This is a genomic window from Proteus sp. GOKU (genome assembly GCF_015475555.1).
Taxonomy (GTDB): Bacteria; Pseudomonadota; Gammaproteobacteria; order Enterobacterales; family Enterobacteriaceae; genus Proteus; species Proteus mirabilis_B.
The window spans coordinates 1-24,784 of sequence record NZ_CP034105.1 but is presented as its reverse complement, the minus strand read 5'-3'; the positions used below and the strand labels follow the sequence as shown (position 1 = coordinate 24,784).

Here is a 24,784-nt window from a genome sequence, read left to right as displayed (position 1 = left end):
TTACTTTTTCACCTTCATTCCATTCATGATATTACTCACTGCATTCCACACATTCTCAACTGAGATTTCAGCCATATTATCTTCACGACGTGCTTTTTCTAATGGTGTAGGGTGTTGGATAACCTGACAACAAGAATGTTGTATAGGGGCTAAATAGCACCCGGGATGATAGCTATGATATAGCGCCACCATCGGGATATCTAAAGCACCGGCTAAATGTGTAGGACCGGTGTCAACACCAACATAAAGCGATAAATTTGCCATAATCGCCGCATTTTGACGCATCGAAACACGCCCCGCTAAAGCTAAACATCGCTCTTCACCTATTTTTTTAGCTAAATCAATAGATAATTGCGCACTTTCCTTACCACCTAATAGCAAAAAATACGTACTCGCGTCATGGGAAATAATCTGCTTTGCTAATTGCAGAAAGTTCTCCACTGGCCAATCTCGATAGGCTTTAGCAGGAAAGCTTTGTAACTGAAAACCAATAATATTCTTATTAATTAATGAATTATCTTTTAAAAACTGTTGTGCAAAAGTCACTTCTTCCTCACTGATAAAGTAACGTAATTGCCAACAACTCGGATAAATCCCTAATGCATTAATTAATAAGGCACGCTCTTTTTGTGCAACCATCGGCGACTTAGGACGCTCAACCCAAGTAACATTACCTTGCTGTTCAGATATATCAGCAAAAGCAACGGTATGATGAGATTGGCGACGAGCATAGTTCACTAATTCACGATCATTACCATATACCAAAGCTAAATCATAAGGTTTATTAGGTAACCAACCTGACCAAACAGCGCGTTTTTTAGAAAAATGTCTAATACTATTAATATCAGGATTATGCTCAAGAATGCATGCACTACGCTTATGTGCAAATACATGAATATGAGCATTGGGCCAACGCTGTTTTAAGGCATGGATAACGGGGGTGATAAGTAATGTATCACCAAAACGTGCTACCGCTATAACCAATATATTTTTTGGGTCCATGTGCTTTTTATTTGGCTTAAATGATACATTTACTTCTCAGACTATACACTAAAAAGTATTACAAATATTCATCAATAAGATGAATACACCAAGTTGATAATAGAGATAATCGTTTCACGACTTTATTATCAACATTAATCATACTGATTTATTTTTATCGTTAATTGCCTGAATAAAGATCCTTTCCATCTTATCTAACATATTATCCAAACCAAATCGTGAGACAGCGTGTTCAAGCGCGGCTTTTCCCATCTGTTCACGTAATTCACCTGAGCTCATTAATTTAGCTAAATGACTCGTGAATATTTCTTGTATTTGTGGTGCTAATGTAAATCCTGTTTTACCGTCAATAACCGCTTCACTAATCGCGCCAACTGTAGTCGATACAACAGGCAGACCACATGCCATTGCCTGCATAATACCTTGCGGCACACCTTCATTACCAAAAGAAGGTAACGCAAAGAGATCCATTGCATTTAAACAATCAGGCACATCATTACGATTACCAAGGAAGAAGATACTTTGCTCTAATCCTGCCGCTTTCACCATCGGTTCTAAATTTTTACGTTGAGGCCCATCACCAACAAAAATTAATTGCCAATCAGGAAACTGCTGATGTAATGATTTCCATGCTTCTACTAAATATTTATGTCCTTTCCACACTCGCATAGTTGCAACAATACCTAATGTCGGTTTATTCGGTATTCCAATTTTTTCTCTAGCTTGTTGTTTGTCTTGTGGAAAAAAACGTTGTAGATCAATTCCCGTAGGCACTGATGTCATTTTTTCTAATGGAAATTTATTATGCTGATGGAGAGTCTGGCGTAATTTCTCACCTGTTGTCACAACATGGGCACTAGACGAAAGATAAAGCCATCGTGTTGGGAATGAACGTGAAACATCCGTAGAAACATGTCGAGTTCGAACAACCACAGGAGAATGACGTAATGTGGCACAAGAAGCGGCAACTAACCATGCATCGGTTGAGCTATGAGTATTGATAACATCAAATTGGTGATGATGTAATTTCAGCCATTGGCGAAGTACTTTTAACGCTGAACCGCGTTTTTTCTCAATGGGTAATGTGAAAACCTCAATACCATAATCAGGCGCTGCCTTGGCAATTTTGGATGTAGGGCAGCACACTAATGCAACTCGGTGCCCTCTACGGATCATACCTTGAGATTCCGTCAGTATACGGATTTCCTGACCACCCCACCCACAAGATGATTCTGTATGTAATATTGATAATACTGACTTACTCATCCGCAATCCATTTACCTGATGGTTTAAAAAGAGCCATAGTATAACTAAAGAGTAAGCTAAGATCACAATAGCTTTACTTTGTTATACTTAGCAGACTCCAGATAACAAAAAACCCGACACTAAGGTCGGGTTTTTTAAGAAAACTAAAATTATTTAATTTTAGCTTCTTTATAAAGCACATGTTGACGAACAACTGGATCGAATTTTTTCATTTCCAGTTTTTCTGGCATAGTGCGTTTGTTCTTCGTAGTGGTATAGAAGTGACCTGTACCAGCAGAAGAAACGAGTTTAATTTTCTCGCGAATACCTTTAGCCATTTTTCAGCTCCTTAGAACTTCTCACCACGGGCACGTAAATCTGCTAATACAGATTCGATGCCTTTCTTATCAATCACACGCATACCTTTAGCAGATACACGCAGAGTTACGAAACGTTTCTCAGACTCAACCCAGAAACGGTGAGAGTGCAGGTTTGGCAGAAAACGGCGTTTAGTCGCGTTTAATGCGTGAGAGCGGTTGTTTCCACTCACAGGACGCTTGCCGGTAACTTGGCAGACTCGGGACATGTCTATTCTCCAAAAATCTAATCAGCTCGAGCTTTAATATCAGGTTTGACCGCCTCGTCAGGCTTTGGAGCCCATCTCAGCAACTTTTAACGATTGAAAAACTGTGTAAACACCTCAGAAAAAACTTGCTGAGATAGGCTCTTCTCGCCAAACCCAAGATCCTCAAAGGTGGCGTAGTATACGCCCAATGGCCTCAACGCTCAAGACCCGTACAAATAAAGATTGACAATAATTACAAAAATATTTGCTACAACCAACCTCGTTCTGCGAAAGAAACACAATTATCATGCCCTATCACAAGGTGATCGAGTACATTTACACCCACTAATTGGCAAGCAGTAAAAATTTTTTCCGTTAATTCTTTATCTGCGAGACTTGGTTCGCAAACACCAGAAGGGTGATTATGAGCAAGAATGATGGATGTTGCATTCTTTTTTATTGATTGACGGACAATTTCTCTAGGATGAACCTCTACTCTGTTAATTGTTCCTTTAAACATCTCTTCGAATGCAATCAATTGATTTTGATTATCAAGAAACAGTACCACAAACACTTCTCTGTCTCGCCAATGCAATAATTTTTGTAAGTAATGCTTTGTATCTTCTGAAGAAGATAATACATTTTTATACATAAATTGTGTTGTAGAAAAGCGCTGTGCCATTTCATTAATCGCTTGTAGCTGGGTAAACTTTCCCACACCAACGCCTTTAAAACGCCCTAAAGTTTCATAATCAGCATTAATAACATGATAAAGAGAACCGCACTCTTTAAGTAAAAAAGCCGCCAATTCTAATACCGATTTTTCATAAGTACCGGTGCGTAAAAAGAGCGCCAATAACTCAATATCGGTGAGTGATTCCACGCCATAAAGTAATAATTTTTCTCTAGGTAAAAGTTCACTAACCGATTGATTTTCCATCCATGGACTCCTTAATAAGCAAAGGCAGTGGTATTAATGATCTATTTTATTCATTTACATAAGCATTAGGATTTAGGTGAAGCATCACTCATCATTAAATGCTAATCACAAAACAACTGTTGTTTTATACAGTTAATTTACTATAAACTGCTAATCTTGTATAAAAAAGACACATATCAAATTTATGCGAGATAAATCGCAAAAATTTAATCTATAAAACATGAAGTTACATAGAATTCCGAATTCACGATGACCTTGTGGTAAAATTACGGGCAATTATTTATGTACTTAGGCATTTCATCATGACTACACTTCACGACAAAAAGATTATTCTTGGTATCAGTGGTGGTATTGCGGCCTATAAAGCACCTGAACTTGTACGCCGTTTACGTGAGAAAGGTGCAATTGTGCGAGTTGTAATGACACCCGCAGCTCATGCATTTGTGACACCTTTATCACTACAAGCTGTTTCTGGTTTTCCTGTTGCGGATGATTTACTTGATCCAGCGGCAGAAGCCGCTATGGGGCATATTGAATTAGGTAAATGGGCTGATTTAATTCTACTTGCACCTGCTACTGCCGATCTTATTGCACGTTTACGAGTGGGTATGGCAAATGATTTACTTACCACACTCTGTTTAGCGAGTAACGCACCTATCGCTATTGCGCCAGCAATGAATCAGCAAATGTACAGAGCCACGATTACACAAGAAAATTTATCAGCTTTAGAGCAACGTGGCTGTTTAATTTGGGGGCCTGACTCTGGTAGTCAAGCTTGTGGTGATGTAGGACCGGGACGAATGTTAGATCCTTTAGCACTTGTCGCATTAGCTGAAAAACAACTTGCTTTACAGCCACAAGATTTTGCAGGTAAAAAAATCACGATAACCGCAGGTCCAACTCGTGAAGCCTTAGATCCAGTGCGTTTTATCAGTAATCATAGCTCAGGGAAAATGGGGTTTGCGATTGCGCAAGCAGCCGCATTACGCGGAGCTGATGTCACACTTATCGCAGGGCCTGTCACATTACCGACACCCGCTTGTGTTAAACGTATTGACGTTGAAAGCGCACAAGAAATGTATGAACAAGTGATGTTAATCGCACCTTCGCAAGATATTTTTATTGGTTGTGCGGCTGTTGCTGATTACCGCGCTAAACTTATCGCGGCTGAAAAAATAAAAAAACAAGGTGATGAAGTCACCATCACTATGGTAAAAAACCCCGACATTGTCGCGAGTGTCGGAAAAATGGTTGAACACCGTCCTTTTGTTGTTGGATTTGCAGCCGAAACCCAGAATGTGGAAGAATATGCCCGCAAAAAACGCGAACAAAAGCAGCTCGATTTAATCTGTGCCAATGATGTTTCAATAGAAAATCAAGGCTTTAACAGTGACAACAATGCATTACACCTTATTTGGGCTAATGGAGAAACGCGCTTACCACACAGTAGTAAAGCACAACTTAGCCATCGCCTACTTGACGAGATAGCCAAACATTATGATGAAAAAAATTGATGTTAAAATCCTTGATGCACGTATTGGTCAAGAATATCCACTTCCTGCTTATGCCACGACAGGCTCTGCTGGTTTAGATTTACGCGCTTGCCTTGATGCACCATTAGTTCTTGAACCAGGGCAAACCGAATTATTACCTACAGGTCTTGCTGTACATATTGCCGATGAAGGATTAGCAGCAATGGTACTTCCTCGTTCAGGTTTAGGTCATAAACACGGTGTTGTATTGGGTAATTTAGTTGGACTAATTGATTCTGACTACCAAGGTCAACTGATGGTATCGGTTTGGAATCGTGGTCAAACAGCGTTTACCATCGAACCGGGTGAGCGTATTGCTCAAATGATTATCGTACCCGTAGTTCAAGCTGAATTTAATATTGTTGAAGATTTTACCGCAACGGAACGCGGTAGCGGTGGCTTTGGTCACTCCGGCCGCCAATAATAACGACGTCTTGCATTAATTATATCAATGACGATATCACTCCCTTTGTACTAAAAACCTTAGTGCAAAGGTTTACTGATTTGTTTTGCTTTTAGCAGGGGCCTTATCAGTCATGGCAGAAGAAAAAGAAACCAAAAAGAAAAGAAATAGACGGGATGAAATCTTACAGTCACTTGCCCAAATGTTGGAATCAAGTGATGGTAGTCAGCGCATCACAACGGCAAAGCTTGCCGCCACTGTTGGTGTATCTGAAGCTGCGCTCTATCGACATTTTCCCAGTAAAACCAAAATGTTTGATAGCTTGATTGAGTTTATCGAAGATAGCTTAGTCTCCCGTATTAATTTGATTTTAAAAGACGAAAAAGAGGCTGTTGCAAGAATTCGCTTAATTCTTATCTTGATCCTCGGTTTTGCTGAGAAAAACCCGGGACTATCTCGTATTTTGACTGGTCATGCATTGATGTTTGAACAAGACAGATTGCAAGGGCGAATAAACCAGCTTTATGAGCGTATTGAAGTTCAGCTACGACAAGTCATTAAAGAGCGTAAAATTCGTGAAGGTAGTGCTTTCTTGCATGATGAAGCGTTACTTGCTTCACAACTACTCGCTTTTTGTGAAGGTATGTTAGCGCGCTTTGTACGCACAGAATTTCGCTATCAACCTACTCAAGAATTTGAAGCTCGCTGGCCATTAATTTTGGCACAGTTACAATGAAATGATGGACTCGTGATTTAACTCAACAATTTGAAATTTACAGATATGCCGTTTTTTTCTTATTTGTGTTAACATGCGTCCTCTGGTACATAGTTACCTAAATGTATTTATCAGGAATAGCACTCGTGCAGTTCCTACATTGTGGCATTAGCGACTCGCTTTGCCCCTGCTGTAAAAGTCCTTTTTATATTTCAATATCTGTGATAATTGTCGCAGAAGATTCATTGTACTACTCACCCCGCCCATAATTGGGCGAGGGCTTTTTTTTATCTCTAATCGACCAACTCGTTTATCGCGTATTCACTTTATTAATTCACGCCATAGCGCTCACGATAAGCTTTAACCGCAGGTAAATGCTCAGACAGTGTTTCATTCTCACTTAGGTAACTAATTAAATCATCTAAGGTAATAATCGAATACACTTGGCATTGATAGTCACGTTTTAACTCTTGTATTGCAGAAAGTTCTTCTCGCCCTTTCTCTTGTCTATCCAAACTTAATAACACGGCAGAAAGCGTTGCATCATGCTGTTTTATGATTTCCATTGATTCACGAATTGCGGTACCAGCTGTAATGACATCATCGACAATCACAACATTACCTTTCAATGGGCTTCCTACTAATGTTCCTCCTTCACCATGATCTTTAGCCTCTTTGCGATTAAAACAGTAAGGAATATCGATATCATGATGTTCAACCAATGCGACTGCCGTTGTGGTTGCAATAGGTATCCCCTTATAAGCGGGTCCAAACAGCACATCACAAGACACATTATTATCTAATAATGTTTGCGCATAGAACTGCCCCAGTAAAGCCAAATCACGCCCTGTATTAAATAAACCGGCATTAAAAAAGTAAGGACTCACCCTTCCTGATTTCAGTGTGAACTCACCAAATTTCAGGACATTTTTTGCTAATGCTAGTTCGATAAAGCGGCGTTGGTAGGCTTTCATTTCTTTCTCCTCTCTACGTTACTTGATGACAAATTTTAGGCATAAAAAAGGCGACTTCTCAGTCGCCTTAAAAATATAATTTATTGCTTAAGCGCCTCTTTTTGCGCTTCAAATATTTTCTCTAACCCCCCCTTTGCAAGGGCGAGTAAAGCAAGTAATTCTTCGTGACTAAATGGTGCACCTTCTGCCGTACCTTGAACTTCAATCATACGACCATCATCAATCATCACCACATTCATATCCGTTTCTGCGGCAGAATCTTCAACATATTCAAGATCGCATAATGGTTCACCATCAACAATCCCCACAGATACCGCAGCGACCATTGATTTAAGAGGGCTCTTTTTCAGTTTACCTTCTTCAACCATTTTATTTAAAGCATCAACTAATGCGACGCAAGCACCAGAGATAGAGGCCGTACGTGTACCACCATCAGCTTGAATAACGTCACAATCAACAGTGATAGTGAATTCACCTAATGCTTTTAAATCAACAGCGGCACGTAATGAACGTGCAATTAAGCGTTGAATTTCCATAGTACGGCCAGTTTGTTTACCACGAGCCGCTTCACGTGCATTACGACTATTTGTTGCGCGAGGAAGCATACCATATTCTGCGGTTACCCAACCTTGCCCTTGTCCTTTAAGAAAACGTGGTACACCCTCTTCTACAGTGGCGTTACACAAGACTTTAGTATCACCAAATTCGACTAATACAGAACCCTCAGCGTGTTTTGTATAATGGCGAGTGATGGTAATAGGACGTACTTGGTCTGCTTGTCTGTCTGCTGGACGCATGGTGTTATCTCCGCTTTCTCTGACATATTGGGGGCGCATTATACGACCTAAAATGGCTTATGCCTATCCTGTATCGATGCCTAGGGTTATAATCGTATCATCTTTTACACTATTGAGACCCTATTATGATCCGTAGCATGACCGCTTTTGCTCGCCGAGACATCAAAAAAGACTGGGGTAGCGCTGCATGGGAACTGCGTTCCGTAAACCAACGCTATCTTGAAACTTATATTCGTTTACCTGAGCAATTACGTAGTTTAGAGCCAGTTATTCGTGAACGTCTACGTAATCGCTTAACGCGCGGTAAAATTGAATGTAACTTACGTTTTGATCTTAATGCTCGTTTTCAAGGCGAACTTAATCTTGATGAAAATTTAGCAAAACAACTGATTGTTTCTGCCAACTGGGTAAAAAGTCACAGCCATGAAGGCACTATCAGCCCATTTGATATTTTACGTTGGCCAGGTGTTATTTCAGCACAAGAGCAAGATTTAGATGCCATTGGTACTGAACTTTTAGCTGAGTTAGATCTGGCTATTGATGCCTTTATCGCAAGCCGTGAAGCTGAAGGACAATCACTGAAAGTACTTATTGAACAGCGTTTAGATGCTGTTTGCGAAGAAGTTGTTAAGGTGAGAGCACAGATGCCTGAAGTTTTACAATGGCAACGTGAACGTTTAACGAGCAAATTAGAAGAAGCTCAAGTCCAAATTGATAATAATCGTTTAGAACAAGAGTTAGTGATGTTAGCACAACGTTTAGATGTTGCTGAAGAGCTTGATAGATTAGAAGCCCACGTTAAAGAAACACGCAAAATTCTTGTGAAAAAAGAGGCGGTAGGTCGTCGTCTTGATTTTATGATGCAAGAATTTAACCGTGAATCCAATACATTAGCATCAAAATCAATTAATACTGAAGTCACTAATTCAGCCATTGAATTAAAAGTTTTAATTGAACAAATGCGTGAGCAGATCCAAAACATTGAGTAAGATTTCTTAGCGATTTACAGCCGACTATCAAGCCAGTAGATACCTTGTATTTGCTGGCTTTAATCAAGAATAAAATTTAACTCTCTATTTAATAAATGAAAATCACTCACCCAATGCCTTTCTAATAAATCCTTTGTTTTGATTAAGCATCTGTGTGGCTTGCTGTGCATCTACATTTGCTAAGATCATTAGAATTGCCGTTTTACAGTGACGATGACATTGTGATAATGCTTCTTCAGCGATAGCTCTTTCACACTCAGTTGCTTGCATTACAATACGAATTTGGCGTTCAACCAATTTGGCATTGGTTGCTTCAACATCCACCATTAAATTACCAAAAACTTTGCCGATTTTTATCATCGCGCCAGTTGTTATCATATTTAAGATAAGTTTTTGTGCTGTGCCAGCTTTCATACGCGATGAGCCTGTTACCACTTCAGCACCCACAATCGGTGTAATGGTAATATCAGCAAGTTTGGCAATCGGGCTTTCTGGATTGCAACTTATCGCCCCTGTTGTTGCACCTAATGATTTTGCATACTGCAAAGTACCTATCACATACGGTGTTCTACCACTTGCAGCAATACCTACTAAAACATCTTTCTCGTTAAAATTAAGCTGGCGTAAATCTTGTTCGCCTAGTTGAATATTGTCTTCTGCATTCTCGACAGCTTGTAAAATAGCCTTGTGTCCACCAGCAATTAATCCAATCACCATTTCATGAGGTGTACCATAAGTTGGAGGACATTCACTGGCATCTAAAATCCCTAATCGCCCCGATGTACCAGCGCCACAATAAATAAGACGACCACCTTGAGAAAAAGCGGTCGCAACTTTATCAACTAATTGAACAATCTCAGGTAACGTTTTTTCGACGGCTAATGGCACTTTTTTATCTTCATTATTAATAACTTTTAGCATATCCAAAGTTGAAAGTGTGTCTATATTTTCACTGTTATGATTTCTACTTTCCGTGACAAGATTGCTAAGATCAATCGCCATTATCGCGCTCCCAATATTGTTATTTATTTGATTAAGCCGAAGAAATAAACTGCTTTTATACCATTATTATTGGTAAGATTTTCAAAATCATTACAAACGGTACCCTACATGACATTTATTAAATATATTTCGACCTTTATCAGCCTAATTACACTTTTTTTCTCCTTTTCTTTGCATGCTAATTTTGAAGAGCAAGACAAAAGAAAATTTGAAGATACTCGCAAAGAAGCACTAAACCATAATGCACAAGCTCAATATCAGTTAGCTGAAATGTATTCGATGGGAACAGGCGTAGAAAAAAACCTTCTTAATGCACAACTGTGGGCAAATGAGGCAATAAAAAACGACTATGCCGATGCCTATGCATTACTTGCTGATATTTACTTATTTAATGCCGACCCTTATTTTAAAAATTATTATGTTGAAGCAAAAAAATTAGCTACTCTCGCAGTAAATAAAGGAAGCATAAGAGGAAAAATAAGTTTAGCAACAGCTCTCATTGCGCCATTATCTGGAGAAACAGATCATAAAAAAGCGATTGTATTATTAGAAGAAGTTGCAGCGACTCATCAACCAGAACTTGTTTACGCTCCGATTTGGTTAGGTGTTCTTTATAGTGGGGTTGACAATGTGCCTGTAGATACTGAAAAAGCGAATATGTGGTTTGCAAAAGCTAATGAAATGACTTTTGAAGGATTCGCTCAAGCAATGGCTTCTTTTATGTTCTCTGGCCAATATTATATTATTGAGCCTAACAAGCAAAAAGCAGATGAATTAATGAAACAGGCTTGTGAAGAAGCAAAAAAAGTTGGCAATGAGTTTTATTGCCAACAAGAGTTTAATTAACCCAAAATCAAATAAATAACCCTAACTCAGAAAAGAGAGGGCAAATATCGCCATCTCTTTTATACCCTGTCTGTCCTACCTAATATTCTTTTATAGCGCCATACGGTATTCAATCACACCCGGTTTTTCTGCTACCCAATTATATAAGCGCTGACCACGTAAATTAGTTTCCTGTGTATGCCAATATAGACGAGCACAATCACGCTCTTTGGCTTGTTGATTAACAAACTCAATAAGTTGCTTACCTACATGGCGACCACGTGTATCTGGTGAAACAAATAAATCTTCTAAATAACAAAAATCGCTTTCAGCCCATGTTGAGCGATGAAAAAGATAATGTACAAAGCCTAATACCTTTTCACCTTCCATCGCTACAGCACAATAAACAGGTTCTTTTTCATCAAAAAAACGTGCCCATGTTTTTAATGTTGTCTCTTCTGATAACTCAACTTTATAAAATGCTTGATAACTTAACCAATGTGGCAACCATTGAGCATAATGCTCTTGTTCAACAAACTGAATTGAAACAGTTATTGGTGTTGTGCTCATCTCTTCACTTCCTTCTACTTTCATAAATGCTATAAAAAGGTATCACCTGCCTTTAATCGTGGTCATGGTACGTTTAATTTTGGTTCTCAATAAGGTACACTTTTTGTGTTTTTATAGGGTCCACTTTATGAAACAGAAAAAAACAGCGTATTTCCCTAATCTTGTTTTAGAAGAAGGGCCCATTGGCTCTCAGGTTTATCACGCGATTAGAAAGGCGATTTTAGATGGGCGTTTATCGTCAGGTAGTCGTTTACCATCAAGCCGTACCTTAGCTGAAATGATGTCGATTTCCCGCAATTCTGTTATCGCAGGATTTGAACGTTTAATTGATGAAGGCTATTTATTTACTCGACGCGGTGCAGGTACTTTTGTTGCAAGCACAATCCCTGATGCCATTATTTCGGATAAGTGGATCAAAACAACTCACTCTTATTCATTACCAGCAATCGAAAGCCCATTAGAAACACTAAACCCCAATATGCAAAAAGCACAAGCTTTTTGGCAACAGTCGCAACCCAATATCAATAGTAACCCGATATTTCATGTCGGTATTGGATGTGTTGATCTTTTTCCACATGAGCTTTGGGGAAGATTATTAGGGCGAGTTTGGCGACAATCGAAAAAAGCACTCGCAACATTTAATTCGCCAACAGGTTACACGCCTTTAAAAGAAATGATATGCCAATACATGCAATCAACTCGTGGACTTTTTTGCCAACCTGAGCAAATCATTATTGTGAATGGAACACAGCAAGCGATTAATCTCACCACCAGAGTATTATTAAAAGAAGGTGGTGCTGTTTGGTTAGATGATCCTGGTTATGACAGTGCTCGGGGGATCTTCACATCTTATGGTATAAAATCACATCCAATAAATTCAGATATTGATGGAATGGATATTTATCAAGGAATAGAGCAGTGCCCTGAAGCAAAACTTGTTTTTACCACACCTTCTCATCAATTCCCTTTAGGTAATACGCTCTCACTTTCACGCCGTATTGCGTTGTTAGAGTGGGCATCATCCAATAATGTGTGGATCTTCGAAGATGACTACAATAGTGAATTTCGCTATCACTCTAAACCCATTCAATCTCTCCAAGGATTAGATAAATACCAGCGCGTTATTTATGCCGGCACATTCTCAAAAATGATGTATCCCGGATTTCGTTTAGGTTTTTTAGTGGTTCCTTTACCTTTAGTTGATGCCTTTAAAGCTGCTAAATACTATACCGATTCACATTCTGGCTTTTTAGAGCAAGCTACATTGGCGCTGTTTATTTCTCAAGGGCATTATGCACGTCATGTTAGACGAATACGAAAAGCCTGTTATGAACGCTATCAAGTGTTAACTAATGCTATAAAAACACATCTATCTCATGTTTTCCGTGTTGAACCGACAGACTCCGGTATCCATATTGTCTGCTGGTTACAGGCTGGCTATACAGAAGAATATATTGTGAAAAAATCACGAGAGATTGGATTAGCTATACAGCCTTTATCCCGTTACTGCATCCAAACTTACCCAAAAAAAGGCGTATTATTAGGGTATGCGGCTCATGATCCTATTGAAATTGAAAAGAGTATTATTTTGCTTGCTCACACATTATCTAAATAAATAACATCTATTCTTATTTGTTATTTGCAATATAAACGTCGAGCAAGCTTTGTATTTACCCTATCTTATGTTTTGGTGTGCAATAATAAACCCAAGCAGGAGGAACATTCAGCATTACCAATTTTTTTTCTAAATGAAAATAACGAGATAACGTTTTTTCATATCGAGTTGTATATTGGAATAATACAAAACAACCTTGTGTTTTTAATAATTCTTTATGTACACGTTTTAAAACTCTTAAACCTGTTTTTCTAGGAATAGATAAAAAAGGTAGCCCTGAAATAATCATATTATAATGGCTATTTAATTTCTCCGCTGATGCGGTATAAACCCTTAATCGTTTATCGTTAATTTTATCTAATTCTGTCGCAAAGCTGGGTTCTATTTCAAAAACATCTAATGAAGAATTCAACGACATTCTTTTTAAGATCTGTTGAGTAATAACACCCGTACCAGCACCTAACTCAGCAACCTGAAGATCCTGTTGCCAATTGAGTTTATCTAACATTTCGTAGCATAACCAACGAGATGAAGGCGCGATAGTACCCATCGTGGTTGGTGAGATCACAAACCGTTTTAAATATGAGTAGTATGTAGATAATGGAATGAATGTGGATATATCCATCTTCGCCTCCTAGTGCCTTTTAATTAAGGTAAAATAAAAATTAGATTAAATGAAGAACATTCATCATTATTTTTTATTTATGAAAATACATCATCTATTGAATAATGACTTTCAGTATAAAGCTTGGAGTCATCTCTAAGTAAATACGTTTTTCTTATATATTACACTATTTTACATTTTTCTATTTTTACTCTATTTTCTTAAACAAGAATATATTTTTATTTATCCTAAAAAAGAAAATAAGATATAGCAGATTATTCTTACACTTTTATGGTTGGTTCATTTTCTTTTTTAACAACTCATTGATATTTGTTCGTTCTGCGGCTTTCTTTTGTTAACTCTACGAAGACTATAAGAAACACTTCTAATTCTTTGGTAAATAATCAATAAATTAACTTGCACCCATCTCTATATTTTGTCAGGTTAGTGTGAGGTCTCTCACTATTCCTACAGATAAAGACAGGGTAATTACAATGAAAAATGTTGGTTTTGTGGGCTGGCGTGGTATGGTCGGCTCCGTTTTAATGCAAAGAATGGTTGAAGAACGCGATTTTGATGGGATAAACCCTGTTTTCTTCACCACATCTCAATTAGGTGAAGCAGCACCCGCTTATGGTAATCACCGTAGCACTCTGCAAGATGCTTATGATATTGATACCTTAGCATCACTCGATATTATTATTAGTTGCCAAGGTGGTGACTACACCAATGAAATCTATCCAAAACTTCGTCAAGCAGGTTGGCAAGGTTACTGGATTGATGCAGCATCCGCACTGCGTATGAATGATGATGCCGTGATTATTCTCGATCCTGTTAATGGACAGCATATTCAAGACAGCTTAAATAAAGGTATTAAAGCCTTTGTTGGCGGTAACTGTACCGTCAGTTTAATGCTGATGTCATTAGGTGGTCTGTTTGCTAACAATTTAGTGGAATGGGCAAGCGTATCCACTTATCAAGCGGCTTCTGGGGCGGGGGCTCGCCATATGAGAGAGTTACTGTCACAGATGGGCTCTTTACATAATCAAGTGGTTAAAGAGCTAGAAAACCCAGCATCAGCAATCTTAGATATTGAACGTAAAGTCACTAACTTTACGCGCAGTGGTGCGATGCCAACTGAGCAATTTGGTGTTCCTCTAGCAGGTAGCTTGATCCCTTGGATTGATAAACAATTAGAAAATGGCCAAAGCCGCGAAGAGTGGAAAGGGCAAGCAGAAACCAACAAGATCCTCAATACAGGTTCAAATATCATTCCTGTAGATGGTCTTTGCGTTCGTATTGGTGCATTACGTTGCCATAGCCAAGCATTCACTTTAAAACTGAAAAAAGACTTACCCGTTGCTGAAATTGAACAATTACTTGCAAGCCATAACGATTGGGTAAAAGTCATTCCTAATGATCGTGAATTAACTATACGTGAATTAACACCAGCCGCAGTTACCGGTACATTGAGCACACCAGTTGGCCGTATTCGCAAACTGAATATGGGCCCTGAATTTATTTCAGCCTTTACAGTGGGTGACCAGCTGTTATGGGGTGCCGCAGAGCCTTTACGCCGTATGCTGAATATTCTGCGTTAATATTAATTATTTAGAATATCGGCCATTTTTAGATAATAGAAATGGTTGATATTCTTATTCTCAATAGTCATTCTCTTCATTTCTTATTTCCCCCCTCTTCTTTCTTCATAAAACTATTTTTTAATTTTTCATATTTTATTTATTTTTAATTTTATGGCGCTTTATAAAATACGTTTCCTACAATAGTTTCAAAAATAACTCTAAAGAATTCAGGCAGATTATTCAGCATAATCCACCTGTTTTTATTCAAAATAGAGTGCAAAAATAAATAAAGCATTTTTTAACAACTGAAAAGTAATGATGAAGAAAATCTAAATATAACGATTTCTAATATATTATTCCTTTTCTCTCCATTTTATAGAAACTGCGGTAACTACTTATTATTTAAAAATAAATTTACTTTGTATTGTCATTTATTTATGGTGATTTTTATTACTTTTATAAAAAGATGCATTATAAATATGACAACACAAACACAACCCAATAAAAAAGGTTTTTTAAACCGAGTAGAACGTATTGGTAATATCATGCCTGATGTTACGATGCTGTTCGTTTACGCCTTAGTGATCTGCTGGATATTTTCATTTCTCCTCTCTTTTGTACATTTTGATTATTTCCACCCAGTGACTAAAGAGAAAATCACTGTCATTAATATGTTTCAATATGAAGAAATTATATTATTTGTGACAAGTGCAGTGAAAAATTTCATTAGTTTTCCACCTCTTGGGATAACAATTGTTGCAACATTAGGGATTGGTATTGCAGAAAGCAGCGGTTTTATTAAAACAGCGTTAAAAAAGATGCTTTCGTTTATTTCTCCTAGAATGCTAACACCAACCGTTGTTTTTGTTGGTATTGTTGCGCACTTAGCGTCTGACTCTGCTTACGTTATTCTTATGCCAGTCTCTGCGATGATGTTTTATGCCAGTGGTCGTCATCCTTTAGCCGGTATCGCTGCCTCATTTGCAGGTTTAGCGGGTGGATTTACCGCAAGTTATACACCGTCAATTATTGATCCAATAATGCAAAGCTTTACTCAAGAAGCAGCGCAAATTATGGCTCCGGGATATAGCGTTAACGTTTTATGTAACTACTTTTTTAGTGTAGGCGGTACATTTGGTGTTATTTTAACTTGTTGGTATATCACTGAAAAAATTGTAGAGCCTTGGCTAAACAAAAACTGCCCTGTCTCTTCAGGGATTGATACCAAGGATGCAGAGTTAGGTGAAATCACACCAATAGAAAAACGTGCATTCCGTTTTGCAGGTTGGGCGGTTGTATTGATGGGTATTGGTTTATTTGCCCTGCTATTACCAGAAACCTCACCATTACGTTCACCAGAAGGCAGTTTAACCAGCCCTAAAGCGCCAATTATGCAAATTGTGGTGCCTTTACTGTTTATCTTCTTCTCTGTACCCGGCTTAATCTATGGCTATATGGCCAAGTCTTTTGCTTCCACAAAAGATATCGTCAAAGCAATGGAAAATATCACTAAATCGCTGATCCCATTTATCGTTTTTGCCTTTTTTGCGGCTCAGTTTCTTTACTCTTTCCAACACTCGAATTTAGGGACTCTATTAGCGTTATCGGGTGCAGAGTTACTGCGTACGCTTAATATGCCTTCAGGTATGACGGTATTAGGTGTGATTTTGCTGACTGCGATTTTAAATATTATGATCACCTCAGCAACATCAAAATGGGCTGTTATTGCTCCGGTATTAGTGCCAATGTTAATGGCTGTCGGAATTTCACCTGAATTAACGCAAGCTGCGTTCCGTGTCAGTGATTCCGCAATGAATGTGAGTACACCGATGTTCCCCTTCTACCCACTGATTTTGATGTATTGCCAAAAATACTATAAAGGGGCAGGTATCGGCACACTGTGCTCAATGATGATCCCGTTCACTATTGGCTTGCTTATTGTATTAACGACGACACTGTTTGTCTTCTGGGGACTCGATATTCCTCTTGGCTTTGACAGTGGATATACATGGCAACCGGCATCATAACTCACGCTTATAAAAACAACTGTATTAGGAACAACATTATAATGAACACCCTAGGTCAAAAGTTAGAACAGCGTTTCTTCCGTTATCTGGCAATTGAAAGCCAAAGTGATGCATCTGCTTCTGTGGTGCCTAGCACGCAGGGACAACTTGAGTTAGCAAAGTTACTGGCTAAAGAGCTAGAAACTTATGGATTAAAAGATATCTATATCGATTCTCATGCCATTTTATATGCAATGAGACCGGGTACTAAACCCAATGCCCCTAAAGTTGGGTTTGTTGCTCACCTTGATACCGTTGATGTGGGCATTTCACCTGATATTCACCCTCAAACACTGCGTTATGAAGGAAAAGATCTCTGCTTAAATAAAGAGAAAGATGTCTGGTTTAAAGCACAAGAACATCCTGAAGCAGAACCTTATATTGGTGAAGAGATTATCTTCAGTGATGGTACAAGCGTATTAGGTGCTGATAATAAAGCCGCGATCACCGTAGTTATGGAGTTGATGGATAAACTTCAACATGCTGATTTTGATTGTGGCGATATCTATGTTGCGTTTGTACCTGATGAAGAGATTGGATTACGCGGTTCTAAACTGATGGATTTATCTCGCTTCAACGTTGATTTTGCTTACACCATTGATTGCTGTGCATTAGGCGAGGTGGTGTATGAAACCTTTAATGCGGCATCAATTAAAGTGTCTGTAAAAGGTATTACTGCGCACCCAATGTCAGCGAAAAACGTATTATTAAACCCAATTCGCGTTGCTCATGATTTTATTGGCTGTTTTGACCGCTTTGATACACCAGAGCACACCGAACACCGCGAAGGTTATTTCTATGTCACTGATTTAATCGCCAATCCTGATAATGCAGTGATTAAAATGGCTATTCGTGATTTTGACAAGCAAAGTTATGAAGCCCGTAAACAGTTTATTAAGCAATCTGTTGCGTTGATCCAAGCTCGTCACCCTCGTGCGCAAATCGATTATGAGATTGTCGATGTGTATAGCAATATCAGTGATTCGATTGGGGAAGATCGCACCGCTATCGAACTTATTTTTGAGGCATTAAAACGATTAGATATTCAACCTAATGTGATCCCAATGCGAGGAGGTACAGATGGCTCAGCACTTTCAGCAAGAGGATTACTAACACCAAACTATTTCACTGGTGCATTGAATTTCCACTCTCGTTTTGAGTTTTTACCTGTTAGCTCATTTGAAAAGAGCTATTTAGTAACAGAGATGCTGTGTCGTTTGGTCGGACAACGCGGATAAGCGTAATTATTTACGCCAACAAAAAAGCGGAACCATTTTCATGGCTCCGCTTTTTTTATCTAACTTAATCTAAAACTAGATATCAATATTTGCCGCTTTCAGTGCATTCTCTTCGATAAAGGCACGACGAGGTTCAACCGCATCACCCATTAAGGTGGTAAATAATTCATCAGTTGCAATCGCATCTTTCACGGTCACTTGCATCATACGGCGTGTATCTGGATTCATGGTGGTTTCCCATAATTGCTCTGGGTTCATTTCACCAAGACCTTTATAACGCTGTACAGCAAGACCACGACGTGATTCTTTTGTTAACCACTCAAGTGCTTCTTCAAAGCTTGAAATTGGCTGACGACGCTCTCCACGCTCAATAAACGCCCCCTCTTCAATCAGGTTACCGATAATGTCACCTAAATGAGTAATACGTTGATATTCGCTACTGTGGATAAAGTCATAATCCAGTTTGTAGTCTGTATCCACACCATAAGTACGAATACGTAACACAGGTTCAAACAGACGGTTTTCATCGTTTTGAGCGATAGTGTAACTATAAGTACTGCCTTGATCTTCCGCTTCATTTAGACGGTTAACCAAGCCACTCATCCACTCTTCAACTTTAGTTTTATCAGATAACGCATCTTCTGTCAGCGTTGAGTGATACACCAAGCTGTTTAACATACTAAGAGGATAGATACGCTCCATACGACGAATAATCTTGTGCGCTGCATGGTAATCAACAACCAGTTTTTCGAGTTGCTCACCGTGCATTGCTGGTGCGTGTTCACTCACATAAAGTGCTGCACCATCAAGCGCGATCGACATCAGATATTCGTCCATTGCGTCGTCATCTTTGATGTATTGCTCTTGTTTACCTTTCTTCACTTTGTAAAGTGGTGGCTGAGCAATAAAGATATGACCACGTTCGATAATTTCTGGCATTTGACGATAGAAGAATGTCAGTAGCAAAGTACGAATGTGAGAACCATCGACGTCCGCATCCGTCATGATGATAATGCTGTGATAACGCAGTTTATCTGGGTTATATTCATCACGACCGATACCACAACCTAATGCAGTGATTAACGTTGCAACTTCTTGAGAAGCCAACATTTTATCAAAGCGCGCTTTTTCAACGTTTAGGATTTTACCTTTTAACGGAAGAATAGCCTGTGTTTTACGGTTACGACCTTGTTTTGCCGAGCCGCCCGCAGAGTCCCCTTCCACTAAGTACAGTTCAGAGAAAGCAGGGTCACGTTCAGAACAGTCCGCTAATTTACCCGGTAAACCACCTAAATCTAATGCGCCTTTACGACGTGTCATCTCACGAGCTTTACGCGCAGCTTCACGAGCACGAGCGGCATCAATGATTTTACCAACAACAATTTTCGCGTCGTTTGGATTTTCTAACAGATATTCCACCAGCTTCTCATTCATCAGCGTTTCTACCGCTGTTTTCACTTCTGAAGAAACCAGTTTATCTTTTGTTTGTGATGAGAATTTAGGATCAGGTACTTTAACAGAGATAACCGCAATCAGGCCTTCACGAGCATCATCACCCGTTGCACTGATTTTCGATTTCTTATTAAACCCTTCTTTATCCATATAGTTGTTTAACGTACGTGTCATTGCAGTACGGAAACCAACTAAGTGAGTGCCACCATCACGTTGTGGGATATTGTTGGTAAAGCAATAAACATTCTCTTGGAAACCATCATTCCACAGCATCGCCACTTCAACACCAATACCATCTTTTTCAGTAGAGAAATAGAATACATTTTGGTGAATTGGCGTTTTATTACGGCTTAAGTATTCAACGAATGCTTTAATACCGCCTTCATAGTGGAAATGATCTTCACGGTTATCACGTTTATCAATTAAACGGATAGAAACGCCTGAGTTTAAGAATGACAACTCACGAAGACGTTTTGCTAAGATTTCATACTGGAATTCAGTCTCGCCTTTAAAGGTTTCAAGACTTGGCCAGAAGCGTACAAATGTCCCTGATTTTTCAGTATCGCCAATGACTTTTAAGCGATCATCAGGCACACCATGACGATAAATTTGCTGATGGATATTTCCATCACGATGGATTGTCAGTTCAAGTTTTTCAGACAACGCATTAACAACAGAAACCCCTACACCATGAAGTCCACCAGAGACTTTATAGGAGTTATCATCGAATTTACCCCCCGCATGCAGAACGGTCATAATAACCTCTGCCGCTGAGACACCCTCTTCTGGGTGAATGCCGGTTGGAATTCCACGACCATCATCTCGAACAGAGACGGAGTTATCTGAATGGATAGTGACAATTATCTCATCACAGAAACCCGCGAGGGCTTCGTCGATTGCGTTGTCGACCACCTCGAAGACCATGTGATGCAGACCGGTTCCATCATCTGTATCCCCGATATACATCCCCGGGCGCTTACGCACCGCATCCAGCCCTTTTAATACTTTGATACTTGAGGAGTCATATGTATTCGACATCAACGTTTCTCGCTTTATTCCTATGGTTTAACCTCTATTTTGCCACGTTCTACGCTAAATAGCCTGCTATTTACATCTAGCATATCTTTCACTTGCCCTTGTGTTATCGCACTGACAAACACTTGAGCTTGCGTAGACTTTAGACGCTCGGCTAACAACTGACGCCGACTTGCATCTAATTCGGAAGCAAAATCATCGAGCAGATACAGGCATCTTTGCCCATTCTTACGAGTGAAATATTCACCTTGTGCCAGCCTCAAAGCACACATCAATAACTTGAGCTGGCCTCGTGACAACATATCTTCTACTGGCGTGCCGTTTGCTCTAATACGTAAATCCGCTTTATGAGCACCAAGTGAGGTATACGCTAGCATTTTATCACGTTCAAATTGACGTGCTAGCAACTCACCATAATCTGTTTCTTTATCCCATCCCCGTTGAAAGCTCACTTTCAACGAAAACTCAGGCAAAAACAGACGACACGTTTCTTCAATATCTTTAGCGATATCTTCGGTATATTGAGCTCGCCATTCACTTATCTGTTCTGTTAATGAGATAAGTTCTTTATCCCAAGGCATCAGTTGTCGATAAGACGTTGCTTGCCTTAGTGCTGCATTACGTTGTTTTAATACACGTTTTAAATCTGACCATGCAGCAAAAAATCGAGGTTCATTATGAAAACAACCCCAATCAATAAAAGCGCGACGATATTTAGGCCCACCATTCAGTAGTGTAAAGCCTTCAGGTGTTATTAATTGCATGGGTAACAATTTTGCTAACTCTGCAATTTTATGACCATCGCTGCCATCAATACGAACTGTGCTATTACCTTCGCGATCTTTACTTAATCCAATCGCATAACCACGGCTCTCTTCATTGAGCCCACTTAAACGCCCATGAAGAATAAATTCACTTTCATCATGCTGGATCACGCGATTAGCTTGCGAGCTACGAAATGCGCGTCCATGACCTAAAGTGTAAATCGCTTCAAGTATACTTGTTTTACCACTCCCGTTAGGTCCAACAAGGAAATTAAAGCCATCCGCTAATGGCAGATCCGCCTGTTCAATATTTCTAAAATGACGGATCAATAAACGGGATAAAATCATGTTAGTGACTATTATAAACGCATTGGCATAACAACATAAGCAGCCGCAGAACTTGCCACATTCTCCACTTGAACACTTGAAACAGCATCTGTTAGCAGAAGCTTAACTTCCTCACATTTCAATGTATTAAGTACATCAAGGAGATAACTGACATTAAAGCCAATTTCCATTTCTTCACCTTGATATTGAACATCAACAATCTCTTCTGCTTCTTCTTGTTCAGGGTTATTCGCTGTAATCTTCAATTGACCATTGGTGAGATTTATACGCACACCACGGAATTTTTCATTAGATAAAATTGCAGCACGAGAAAATGCCTGTTTAAGAATATCACAACCCGCTGTTACTGTTTTCGTTGGGTTTTTCGGTAATACACGACGATAGTCAGGGAAACGACCATCAACCAACTTCGAGGTGAAAATAAAATCACCTACATGGGCACGTATATTGTTGCTACCGATTTGTAGTTGCAGTGAGCTTTCACCACCGCCATCAAGTAAACGCATCAATTCAATGACACCTTTACGAGGAACAATAACAGAATGCCCCGGTAAAGATTGTCCAATATCCATTGAACATACCGCTAAACGGTGTCCATCTGTTGCAACTGTGCGTAACTCTGTATTTTCAGTTTCAAACAACATACCGTTAAGATAATAACGTACATCTTGATGCGCCATTGAAAATTGAGTGGACTCAATCAGACGTTTTAATGTTGCTTGAGGCAAAGTAAATTCAACTTCACTTTGCCAGTCATCTAAATTAGGAAAATCAGATGCAGGTAATGTTGATAAAGAGAAACGACTACGACCTGAACGCACTAAGAGACGATCACCGTCGAGCTCAACACTGATTTCAGCACCTTCTGGTAGCCCACGCCAAATATCAAAAAACTTACGCGCAGGAACAGTTGTAGCACCCATTTCATGAGATTGGCTAAGATTAACTCTTGCCACCATCTCCATTTCAAGGTCAGTCCCTGTTAGCGATAAGGTGTTTTCAGTAACCTTAAGCAATAGGTTACCTAAAATAGGTAATGTTGGACGACCACCTAAAGGGCCACTTACTTGTTGTAGCGGCTTAAGAAGCTGTTCACGTTCAATGATAAATTTCATAGCGCTAGGATGATAATGTTCTGATTAAGTTAGAAAAATCTTCTTTGATGTCATGACTTTCTTCACGCAATTGCTCTATTTTTCGGCACGCATGAAGTACAGTTGTATGATCACGCCCCCCAAAGGCATCCCCGATTTCAGGCAAGCTGTGGTTTGTTAATTCCTTCGCCAGCGCCATTGCCATTTGCCTCGGACGGGCAACCGATCGAGATCTCCGCTTTGACAGTAAATCAGCGACTTTAATTTTATAATATTCAGCAACCGTTTTTTGAATATTATCAATAGTGACTAATTTTTCCTGCAAAGCGAGCAGATCACGTAATGCTTCACGTACAAAGTCGATAGTAATCGCACGACCTGTAAAGTTTGCGTTAGCAATCACTCGGTTTAATGCACCTTCAAGCTCACGGACGTTAGAACGAAGTCTTTTGGCAATAAAAAAGGCCACTTCGTCAGGTAACTGAATTTGGTTTTCATCCGCTTTTTTCATCAAAATCGCTACTCGGGTTTCAAGTTCAGGTGGCTCAATGGCAACCGTTAATCCCCAACCAAAGCGTGATTTTAATCTGTCTTCAACACCATTTATCTCTTTCGGATAACGGTCTGACGTTAAAATGATTTGCTGATTACCCTCTAACAATGCGTTAAAGGTATGAAAAAATTCTTCTTGTGAACGCTCTTTATTGGCAAAAAATTGAATATCATCAATTAATAGTGCATCCACAGAACGGTAATAGCGTTTAAAGTCTTCTATCGCGTTATTTTGTAACGCTTTTACCATATCTTGTACAAAACGTTCAGAATGCATATAAACGACTTTTGCATTCGCTTTACGTTCCATAATGCTGTTACCCACCGCGTGCAATAAGTGCGTTTTACCAAGCCCCGTTCCACCATATAGAAAGAGTGGGTTATAAGCACCACCAGGGTTATCAGCAACTTGTCTTGCCGCAGCTCTTGCTAACTGGTTTGATTTACCTTCGACGAAGTTATCAAACTTATGTTTAGGGTTAACGTTAGAACGATAATTAAGTTCAGGCAGTTGAGACGCAGGTTGATTATCCCAACTTGGGCGAATAGGTTGACTATGCGTTGGAGCTGTATTCACCGTTGGATGTACAACTGCTTTAGGAATACTTTCCGTAGTACGTGTTGATGCGGGTTTATTACCGACTTCAAAACGTAAAGAAGGGACTTCAGAGCCACAAAAATCCACTAATAATGCGTTGATATTATTAATGTATTTTTCTCTCACCCAATCTAAAACAAAACGATTAGGTGCATACAGCGCCAGCGTATCATCGCTTAGTTCTGCCTGCAAGGGACGTATCCACATACTAAATTCAGTGGCAGGTAACTCATCCTGCAATCGGGCAAGACAATGCTGCCAAAGCGAAAGTGACAC

At 39.3% G+C, this 24,784-nt stretch carries 23 protein-coding genes; 9 read left to right on the top strand and 14 right to left on the bottom strand.

The features are described 5' to 3' along the window. The 5 genes from EHE21_RS00115 to radC all read right to left on the bottom strand — a co-directional run bounded on the left by EHE21_RS00115 (window position 1) and on the right by radC (window position 3,752). Window positions 1–1,002, bottom strand: coding sequence for a glycosyltransferase family 9 protein (locus EHE21_RS00115; RefSeq protein WP_194951547.1), 1,002 nt, complete (start codon window positions 1,000–1,002; stop codon window positions 1–3). A gap of 138 nt (window positions 1,003–1,140) precedes the next feature. Next, window positions 1,141–2,268 carry a glycosyltransferase family 4 protein gene (locus EHE21_RS00110; protein ID WP_194951546.1) on the bottom strand — a complete coding sequence of 376 codons (1,128 nt, stop codon included), beginning with the start codon at window positions 2,266–2,268 and terminating at the stop codon, window positions 1,141–1,143. A 149-nt stretch (window positions 2,269–2,417) separates the two neighbouring features. Further along, complete coding sequence (gene rpmG / locus EHE21_RS00105; RefSeq protein ID WP_006534250.1) at window positions 2,418–2,585, bottom strand: 50S ribosomal protein L33; 168 nt, start codon at window positions 2,583–2,585, stop codon at window positions 2,418–2,420. Between the two features lie 11 nt (window positions 2,586–2,596). After that, window positions 2,597–2,833, bottom strand: coding sequence for a 50S ribosomal protein L28 (gene rpmB / locus EHE21_RS00100; protein WP_036914542.1), 237 nt, complete (start codon window positions 2,831–2,833; stop codon window positions 2,597–2,599). Between the two features lie 247 nt (window positions 2,834–3,080). Then, window positions 3,081–3,752 carry a RadC family protein gene (gene radC, locus EHE21_RS00095; RefSeq protein WP_194951545.1) on the bottom strand — a complete coding sequence of 224 codons (672 nt, stop codon included), beginning with the start codon at window positions 3,750–3,752 and terminating at the stop codon, window positions 3,081–3,083. 302 nt (window positions 3,753–4,054) lie between these two features. Between radC and coaBC the strand changes: the two genes are divergently transcribed. The 3 genes from coaBC (at window position 4,055) to slmA (ending at window position 6,423) form a co-directional block, all read left to right on the top strand. After that, a complete protein-coding gene (coaBC, locus tag EHE21_RS00090; protein ID WP_194951544.1) occupies window positions 4,055–5,266 on the top strand; it encodes a bifunctional phosphopantothenoylcysteine decarboxylase/phosphopantothenate--cysteine ligase CoaBC in 1,212 nt (403 codons plus the stop codon). Beyond that, the gene (dut, locus tag EHE21_RS00085) at window positions 5,250–5,708 is read left to right on the top strand and encodes a dUTP diphosphatase (RefSeq protein WP_006534255.1); all 459 of its coding nucleotides are present in this window, start codon (window positions 5,250–5,252) and stop codon (window positions 5,706–5,708) included. Before coaBC ends, dut begins: the two co-directional genes overlap by 17 nt. A 112-nt stretch (window positions 5,709–5,820) precedes the next feature. Beyond that, on the top strand, window positions 5,821–6,423 hold the full coding sequence (gene slmA, locus EHE21_RS00080; protein ID WP_075673256.1) for a nucleoid occlusion factor SlmA: 603 nt from the start codon (window positions 5,821–5,823) through the stop codon (window positions 6,421–6,423). 308 nt (window positions 6,424–6,731) lie between these two features. Here the strand turns inward: slmA and pyrE are convergent, their stop codons facing one another. After that, window positions 6,732–7,376: an orotate phosphoribosyltransferase gene (gene pyrE / locus EHE21_RS00075; RefSeq protein ID WP_088494131.1), complete on the bottom strand. Its 645-nt coding sequence runs from the start codon at window positions 7,374–7,376 to the stop codon at window positions 6,732–6,734. Window positions 7,377–7,456: 80 nt separating this feature from the next. Then, window positions 7,457–8,173 carry a ribonuclease PH gene (rph, locus tag EHE21_RS00070; protein WP_069366895.1) on the bottom strand — a complete coding sequence of 239 codons (717 nt, stop codon included), beginning with the start codon at window positions 8,171–8,173 and terminating at the stop codon, window positions 7,457–7,459. A 125-nt stretch (window positions 8,174–8,298) separates the two neighbouring features. Here rph and EHE21_RS00065 point away from each other — a divergent pair, with 125 nt between their 5' ends. Continuing rightward, window positions 8,299–9,162 (top strand): YicC/YloC family endoribonuclease, encoded by an 864-nt coding sequence (locus EHE21_RS00065; RefSeq protein ID WP_075673259.1) that lies wholly within the window; start codon window positions 8,299–8,301, stop codon window positions 9,160–9,162. A 102-nt stretch (window positions 9,163–9,264) separates the two neighbouring features. On the opposite strand, the gene murQ is transcribed toward EHE21_RS00065, so the two are convergent. Further along, window positions 9,265–10,164 carry an N-acetylmuramic acid 6-phosphate etherase gene (gene murQ, locus EHE21_RS00060; RefSeq protein WP_194951543.1) on the bottom strand — a complete coding sequence of 300 codons (900 nt, stop codon included), beginning with the start codon at window positions 10,162–10,164 and terminating at the stop codon, window positions 9,265–9,267. Window positions 10,165–10,272: 108 nt separating this feature from the next. Here murQ and EHE21_RS00055 point away from each other — a divergent pair, with 108 nt between their 5' ends. Further along, on the top strand, window positions 10,273–11,010 hold the full coding sequence (locus tag EHE21_RS00055) for a tetratricopeptide repeat protein (RefSeq protein WP_194951542.1): 738 nt from the start codon (window positions 10,273–10,275) through the stop codon (window positions 11,008–11,010). 90 nt (window positions 11,011–11,100) lie between these two features. Here the strand turns inward: EHE21_RS00055 and EHE21_RS00050 are convergent, their stop codons facing one another. Then, a complete protein-coding gene (locus EHE21_RS00050; protein WP_088495978.1) occupies window positions 11,101–11,559 on the bottom strand; it encodes a GNAT family N-acetyltransferase in 459 nt (152 codons plus the stop codon). Between the two features lie 127 nt (window positions 11,560–11,686). Here EHE21_RS00050 and EHE21_RS00045 point away from each other — a divergent pair, with 127 nt between their 5' ends. Further along, entirely contained in the window at window positions 11,687–13,174 is a 1,488-nt protein-coding gene (locus EHE21_RS00045; RefSeq protein WP_194951541.1) for a PLP-dependent aminotransferase family protein, read from the top strand. A gap of 55 nt (window positions 13,175–13,229) precedes the next feature. Here EHE21_RS00045 and EHE21_RS00040 read toward each other — a convergent pair whose 3' ends face one another. Next, entirely contained in the window at window positions 13,230–13,799 is a 570-nt protein-coding gene (locus EHE21_RS00040; protein WP_194951540.1) for a class I SAM-dependent methyltransferase, read from the bottom strand. A 473-nt stretch (window positions 13,800–14,272) separates the two neighbouring features. On the opposite strand from EHE21_RS00040, the gene asd reads away from it, so the two are divergent. The 3 genes from asd (at window position 14,273) to pepT (ending at window position 18,665) form a co-directional block, all read left to right on the top strand. After that, complete coding sequence (gene asd, locus EHE21_RS00035; RefSeq protein ID WP_088494138.1) at window positions 14,273–15,379, top strand: aspartate-semialdehyde dehydrogenase; 1,107 nt, start codon at window positions 14,273–14,275, stop codon at window positions 15,377–15,379. A gap of 461 nt (window positions 15,380–15,840) precedes the next feature. Next, entirely contained in the window at window positions 15,841–17,388 is a 1,548-nt protein-coding gene (locus tag EHE21_RS00030; protein WP_194951539.1) for an AbgT family transporter, read from the top strand. A gap of 41 nt (window positions 17,389–17,429) precedes the next feature. Next, on the top strand, window positions 17,430–18,665 hold the full coding sequence (gene pepT, locus EHE21_RS00025; RefSeq protein ID WP_165121981.1) for a peptidase T: 1,236 nt from the start codon (window positions 17,430–17,432) through the stop codon (window positions 18,663–18,665). Window positions 18,666–18,740: 75 nt separating this feature from the next. Here the strand turns inward: pepT and gyrB are convergent, their stop codons facing one another. From gyrB to dnaA, 4 genes are read right to left on the bottom strand one after another with little or no spacing between them, the layout of a single operon-like run. Beyond that, entirely contained in the window at window positions 18,741–21,155 is a 2,415-nt protein-coding gene (gene gyrB / locus EHE21_RS00020) for a DNA topoisomerase (ATP-hydrolyzing) subunit B (RefSeq protein ID WP_194951538.1), read from the bottom strand. Window positions 21,156–21,175: 20 nt separating this feature from the next. Then, entirely contained in the window at window positions 21,176–22,264 is a 1,089-nt protein-coding gene (gene recF, locus EHE21_RS00015) for a DNA replication/repair protein RecF (RefSeq protein ID WP_194951537.1), read from the bottom strand. Window positions 22,265–22,275: 11 nt separating this feature from the next. After that, window positions 22,276–23,379 carry a DNA polymerase III subunit beta gene (gene dnaN / locus EHE21_RS00010; RefSeq protein WP_088494143.1) on the bottom strand — a complete coding sequence of 368 codons (1,104 nt, stop codon included), beginning with the start codon at window positions 23,377–23,379 and terminating at the stop codon, window positions 22,276–22,278. A 4-nt stretch (window positions 23,380–23,383) separates the two neighbouring features. Beyond that, a complete protein-coding gene (gene dnaA / locus EHE21_RS00005) occupies window positions 23,384–24,784 on the bottom strand; it encodes a chromosomal replication initiator protein DnaA (protein ID WP_098941507.1) in 1,401 nt (466 codons plus the stop codon).